This is a genomic window from Streptomyces sp. NRRL B-24572 (assembly GCF_002156145.1).
Lineage (GTDB): Bacteria > Actinomycetota > Actinomycetes > Streptomycetales > Streptomycetaceae > Streptomyces > Streptomyces vietnamensis.
In genome coordinates, this window is record NZ_MWIG01000551.1 from 1 (window position 1) to 5,587 (window position 5,587).

Consider the following 5,587-nt stretch of genomic DNA (forward strand, 5'->3'; position numbering starts at 1 on the left):
GGAGGTTCAGGGCGGGCCGGGCCGGGGCCGACCGGAAGAGGTCGTTCATCGGTATGCCGTCCGTGTGCCGGCGGGGGCGGACGGGCAGGGGCCGCTTCTGTGGCTCGGTCATGAGGCCCTTCCGGCCGCACCTGAGGTGACGGCTCGTCGGATGATCTTCACGCATCATGATCACAGGGGTGAATGTCCGGAATGCCGCGACGAAAGTCCCGAATGCCCGGGCCTTTGGTCCCCTGGCCGAGGCTTCACCGAGGGCCGTTGTCAGTGGTGGCCCCTACCGTTTTCAGCATGACGACGACGACCTATCTGGAGCTGTCGCAGGACGGCGGCGGTGCCCACAAGTTCTACGAAGTGACCGTCGAGGACCTCACGGTGTCGGTCCGTTACGGCCGGATCGGCGCGGACGGCCAGACCCAGCGCTCCACGTTCCCGACGGCGGCGAAGGCCCAGGCCGCGGCGGCGAAGAAGATCGGCGAGAAGGTCCGCAAGGGGTACGCCCCCGCCGTCCGGGGACAGCGCGCCGCGCGCCCCGTGACGCGCCGCGAGGTCACTTCCGCGCCCTCCACCGCGCGTGCCGTCGCCCCCGTCCTGTGGCGCTTCCGGACCGGCTCGGCCGCCTTCGGGATCCACGTCGACGAGGAGCGCTGCTGGGTGGGCAACCAGGCGGGGGACGTCTTCACGCTCGACCGCGCCGGCGAGGTGCAGGCCAGATTCAGCCTGCCGGACGGCGTCAAGTGCCTGGTCGCCGACGACTTCTGGATCTACGCGGGCTGCGACGACGGCAAGGTGTACGACCTGTCGTCCAAGCTCCCCTTCGCCGCGTACGACATCGCCACCGACGTCGACATCTTCTGGCTCGACATCCACGAGGGCGTCCTGCACGTCGCCGACCGCTCCGGCCGGCTCACCGTCATCGACCACGAGGACGAGCACCAGTGGGCGCGCGGCGGCCAGGGCGAGCACGCCTGGATGGTCCGCGCCGACGGCGACGCCGTCTACTACGGGGACACGCGGGGCGTCGCCGCCCACGCGCCGGACGGCGGCGGCGAGCTGTGGCACACCGCGACCGAGGGCGCGGTCCTCTTCGGCTGGCAGGAGGACACCTCGGTCTACGCGGGCACGTCCCGCAAGAAGGTGCTGCGGCTCGCGAAGAAGGACGGGCGCGTGGAGGCGGTGTACGCCTGCGACAGCCCGGTGTACTCCTGCGCCACCTCGCCCGGCGGCCGGTTCGTCTTCGCCGCCGACTCGGCCTCCTCCGTCTACTGCTTCGCGGAGGACGGCACCCGGCTGTGGAAGCTCGGTACGGGCGGCGGTTCGGCGCTCTCCATGCAGTACCGGGACGAGCGGCTCTACCTGGTGACCACGGACGGTTCGCTGGTCTGCGTGGACGCGAGCGAGGCGGCGATCGAGGCCGCCGAGCAGGGCACGGTCCCGGTCGCGCGGGACGTCAAGCTCGCCGCCGCCCTGCCGGTGTACGAGCCGGCGACGACCGTCACCGCGGTGACCGCCGTGAGCGACGCGCCGGCCGGCTCGGTGGTCGTGGAGTGCGTGACCGAGGGGGGCAGGACCCGGGTGCGGGTCGTCTCGCAGGGGTACGACTCCGGGTGGAACGTGCAGTTCCCGCGGGCGATCCGGGAGCCCGGCGCGCGGTACGTGGTGGATGCCCTGCATCCGGCGGCGGGCGGGTTCTACCGGGTGCGCGGCGACATCCGGCGGCTGCTGTGACGAGCGGCGCGGGGGGTGGCGCGGGGGTGTTCGAGGCGGCTACGGGGGACGGGCCGCCGATGCCCCCGGCCGAGGCCGAGCAGCGGTCGCGGGAGATCCGCGCGGCCGTCGACGGGCTGCTCCAGATCAGGCGGCTGACCCTGCGCCAGGGCGGCGACCCGAGGACCGCTCCCGCCGACTGGGAGCGCCGGCAGCCGGTCCGCGCGGTGGCCCTCGCCCTGGAGGCCGGCGGGATCACGCCCTCGTCGACGGACGCCTCCGGAGCGCGGCTCTCCACCGGCTACCGGGTCACGGCGGGGGAGCGGCCCGGCACCGCCGTGGTGGAGTGGCTCGGCCCGCCGGGCGCGGGCGCCGCCCAGGACGAGGCGGCGGCCCTGGGCGCATGCGTCCCCGCGCTCGAACGGCTCGGCTGGGACGCCCTCCTCTACAAGGGGCCGCGCGGGCGCCGCTTCCTGGAGGTGGAGCCGATGCCCCGGTGAGACGTGGCCGTCAGGCGGTCGAGGTCGTCAGGCGGTCGAGCTCGTCAAGCGATCGAGGCGGAGACGATCGCCGAGACCGCGATGTTGCAGGAGGCCGTCACCCAGACCGCCGGGTGCGGTTCGGGGTCGACGAGCGTGGCGCCGAGCTTCCCCGGCGTGACCAGGTCGACGACGAGAAAGGCCACGGCCATCATCACCAGGCCGAGGAGGCCGAACGCGGCCGTGGAGACGAGCCCCTTGCCGAAGTGGTCGTACGTCGTCCAGATCGAGGTGAACACGATGCCGCCGATGCCGAGGAGCGCCGAGCTCAGCAGGATCGCGGCGTTGCGGTTGCGGTCCTCCCAGATCTGGCGCCCGAGCTTGCCGGGGGTCAGCAGGTCCACGAGCACGATGCCGAGGATCAGCAGAACCACGCCGAGCGCGCCGTAGGCGCCGGCCCGGCCGAGGCCGTTGACGATGTCGCTCATGAAGTGCCGGCTCCGAACGTGGTGATCACGGGGGATCGGTGGTCAAGGACCGGCAAAATGTAGCGCACGGGTGAACGAAGCCCGCCGCCCGCCCGGAGGACGGGCGGACGGCGGGCGGAGGCGGTGAGGACCCGCTAGGCGCCCGGCGGAAGGTCCTTGGCACGGGAGCGGACCATGAAGGCCGTGATGACCTCGACCACGCCGACGACAAGGAGCCAGATGCCGCCGAGAACCGTGAGCACCGTGGCCGACTCCAGCGGGGACACGATCAGCACGATTCCGGCGAGCGCGCTGACGATGCCGAGGAAGATCTGCCAGCCGCGCGCCGGCATCGCCGGGTCGGAGGCGGCCGCCACGGTCTGGGTGATGCCGCGGAAGAGCCAGCCGATCCCGATCCACAGCGCGAGCAGCAGGGTCGACTGCGTCGCGCCCCGGAAGCAGAACAGGCCGAGCAGGATCGACAGCGCGCCACTGATGAAGGCCATGACCCGCAGTGCCGTGGTGGCGTGCGTGCCGAAGGCGGCGACCAGTTGCATCACACCGCTGAGCAGCAGGTACAGGCCGAAGAGCACCCCCACCACCCGCAGGGTGGCCTCCGGCCAGGCCAGCACCATGACGCCGAGGACCAGGGAGACGAGCCCGGCGACGAGCAGGGCCTGCCAGGCGAAGCCCGCGAGGATTCCCAGGGGCCCGGGTGGCACGTCCCCTCGTGTGGAGCGGCCGCCGTAGGGATCTTCATGAGTCTGTGTCATGGAACCGCACCGGTCCTTTCGTTGCGGGTGGGGGTGGGGTCAGAGGGGTGTGGCGTACGAGCTCAGGAAGAGCGCCTCGGCCAGCGCCATGTGCTCGATCTCGGAGGGATCCACGCTCTCGTTCGGCGCGTGGATGAGACAGCCCGGCTCCTCGACGCCGATCAGGGCGATCTCCGCCTCCGGGAAGTGCGCGGCGAGCACGTTGCACAGCGGGATCGATCCGCCCTGCCCCGACTGGACCATGTCCCTTCCGTACGCCTCGCGGAGCGCCGCCCCCAGGGCCCGGTAGGCGGGCCCGTCGGTGCGGGCACGGAACGGCTGGCCGGCGCTCTCCGCCTCCACCTCCACCCGGGCGCCCCACGGGGCGGCCGAGGTCAGATGGTCGGTGAGGGCGCCCAGCGCCTTGTCCGCGTCGATCCCCGGCGGCACCCGCAGGCTGACCCTGGCCCGTACCTTCGCCTGGATCGCGGCCGAGGAGCCCACCACCGGCGGGCAGTCGATGCCGAGGACGGTGACGGCGGGCCGGGCCCACAGCTCGTCGGCGACCGAACCCGTGCCGACGAGGGACACCCCGTCGAGGACGCCCGCGTCGGTGCGGAACTGCTCGGCCGGGTAGTCCACCCCGTCCCAGGCGCCGTCGCCGGGAAGCCCCTTGATCGCGGTGTTGCCGTGCTCGTCGCGGAGGCTGTCGAGGAGCCGTACGAGCGCGGCCAGCGCGTCGGGCGCCGGGCCGCCGAACATCCCCGAGTGCATCTCGCCCTTGAGGGTGGAGACCGTCACGACGACGTTGGTGAGCCCGCGCAGCGAGGTGGTGGCGGTGGGCAGGCCGAGCGCGAAGTTGCCGGTGTCGCAGACCAACAGGGTGTCGGCGGCGAACAGTTCGGGCTGCAGCGGCACGAGCTGCTCCAGGCCGCCCGTCCCCTGCTCCTCCGAACCCTCCGCCACGAACTTGATGTTCACGGGGAAGCCCCGGCCCTCCGGCCCGCCGAGCGCGCGCAGCGCCGTCAGGTGCATCGCGATGTTGCCCTTGCAGTCGGCGGCGCCGCGCCCGTACCAGCGCCCGTCCCGTTCGGTCAGCTCGAAGGGCGGGGTCAGCCAGGCGGCGTCGTCGAGGGGCGGCTGCACGTCGTAGTGGCAGTAGAGCAGCACCGTCGGCGCCCCTTCGGGACCCGGCGCGTGCCCCACCACCGCGTCCGTGCCGTCCGGGGTCGTCACCCGGCGCATGTCCCGCAGCCCGGCCTCCGTGAAGGCCTGTACGAGGAAGTCGGCGGTCTTCGCGCACTCCTCGGGCGGGAACTGGCGCGGGTCGGCGACCGAGCGCATCGCCACCAGCGCGGTGAGGTCCTCCTTCGCCCGGGGCATCAGCGCCCGGACCTTCTCCCGCAGGGCTGCGGTCTCGGTGGACTCGGCGGACATGCGTACCCACTTCCCTCGGGAACGAAAAGCCCACTCAGTCAAGCAACGATGGGCAATCGCCGCAAAACATGACTCAAGTGGGCTATTCGAAGTGCTGCTCGGAAGGCGCCGAGGAGTGGACGGGACGAGAGTGGGCGGCGTACGCGTCCGCCTCCCGCACCTGGAGAACCCTCATGGTCCCTCTCAACCGACGCGATCTCGGGCTGCTCGTGCTGAGGGTCGGCACCGGCGCCGTGCTCGCCGCGCACGGCACGCAGAAGCTCTTCGGCTGGTTCGGCGGGGGCGGTCTGGAGGGCACCACCAAGGCGATGGAGGCCATGGGCTTCCACCCGGGCCGCGAGAGCGCGATCGCCGCGGGGCTCGGCGAGGCGGGCGGCGGAGCGCTCCTCGCCCTCGGCTTCGCCACTCCGGCCGCCGGTGCCGCCGCGGCCGGCGCCATGGCGGGAGCCGTCGCCGTCCACGCCCCGGCCGGCTTCTTCGCCATGGCCGGTGGCTACGAGTACCCGGCCTTCCTCGGCTTCACCGCCGCCGCGATCGGCATCACCGGCGCCGGACGGTACTCCCTCGACCACGCCACCGGACACGTCCTCGACCGCCCCTGGGTGGTGGCCACCGCCCTCATCGGCACCGCGCTCGCCACGGCGGCCGTGCTGACCCGCCGGGCCGAGGAGCAGGCGGCGGAGTCCGAGACCCCGGAGCCGGCCTGATCCCGCCCGCCCCGGGACCGGGGTACCCGCACACGCCCGTC

At 72.9% G+C, this 5,587-nt stretch carries 6 protein-coding genes; 3 read left to right on the plus strand and 3 right to left on the minus strand.

What is annotated here, in order from left to right; genetic code table 11:
• Positions 1–288: 288 nt before the first annotated feature.
• Together CCN56_RS29480 and CCN56_RS29485 are read left to right on the plus strand one after the other, a co-directional pair.
• Entirely contained in the window at positions 289–1,725 is a 1,437-nt protein-coding gene (locus CCN56_RS29480; protein WP_086831004.1) for a WGR domain-containing protein, read from the plus strand.
• 59 nt (positions 1,726–1,784) lie between these two features.
• Entirely contained in the window at positions 1,785–2,204 is a 420-nt protein-coding gene (locus CCN56_RS29485; protein WP_086831005.1) for a hypothetical protein, read from the plus strand.
• Positions 2,205–2,248: 44 nt separating this feature from the next.
• Here the strand turns inward: CCN56_RS29485 and CCN56_RS29490 are convergent, their stop codons facing one another.
• From CCN56_RS29490 to CCN56_RS29500, 3 genes are all read right to left on the minus strand, one after another.
• Complete coding sequence (locus CCN56_RS29490; protein ID WP_030694261.1) at positions 2,249–2,671, minus strand: DUF350 domain-containing protein; 423 nt, start codon at positions 2,669–2,671, stop codon at positions 2,249–2,251.
• A gap of 134 nt (positions 2,672–2,805) precedes the next feature.
• On the minus strand, positions 2,806–3,423 hold the full coding sequence (locus CCN56_RS29495) for an HdeD family acid-resistance protein (protein ID WP_086831006.1): 618 nt from the start codon (positions 3,421–3,423) through the stop codon (positions 2,806–2,808).
• A 39-nt stretch (positions 3,424–3,462) separates the two neighbouring features.
• Entirely contained in the window at positions 3,463–4,839 is a 1,377-nt protein-coding gene (locus tag CCN56_RS29500; protein WP_086831007.1) for a dipeptidase, read from the minus strand.
• 173 nt (positions 4,840–5,012) lie between these two features.
• On the opposite strand from CCN56_RS29500, the gene CCN56_RS29505 reads away from it, so the two are divergent.
• Complete coding sequence (locus tag CCN56_RS29505; RefSeq protein ID WP_086831008.1) at positions 5,013–5,546, plus strand: DoxX family protein; 534 nt, start codon at positions 5,013–5,015, stop codon at positions 5,544–5,546.
• Positions 5,547–5,587: the final 41 nt, after the last annotated feature.

What these genes read in the sequence shown, in the direction of transcription:
- CCN56_RS29480 (WP_086831004.1), top strand. Translation starts at nt 289, where the DNA reads ATGACGACGACGACCTATCTGGAGCTGTCGCAGGACGGCGGCGGTGCC.
- CCN56_RS29495 (WP_086831006.1), bottom strand. Translation starts at nt 3,423, where the DNA reads ATGACACAGACTCATGAAGATCCCTACGGCGGCCGCTCCACACGAGGG.
- CCN56_RS29500 (WP_086831007.1), bottom strand. Translation starts at nt 4,839, where the DNA reads ATGTCCGCCGAGTCCACCGAGACCGCAGCCCTGCGGGAGAAGGTCCGG.
- CCN56_RS29485 (WP_086831005.1), top strand. Translation starts at nt 1,785, where the DNA reads ATGCCCCCGGCCGAGGCCGAGCAGCGGTCGCGGGAGATCCGCGCGGCC.
- CCN56_RS29490 (WP_030694261.1), bottom strand. Translation starts at nt 2,671, where the DNA reads ATGAGCGACATCGTCAACGGCCTCGGCCGGGCCGGCGCCTACGGCGCG.
- CCN56_RS29505 (WP_086831008.1), top strand. Translation starts at nt 5,013, where the DNA reads ATGGTCCCTCTCAACCGACGCGATCTCGGGCTGCTCGTGCTGAGGGTC.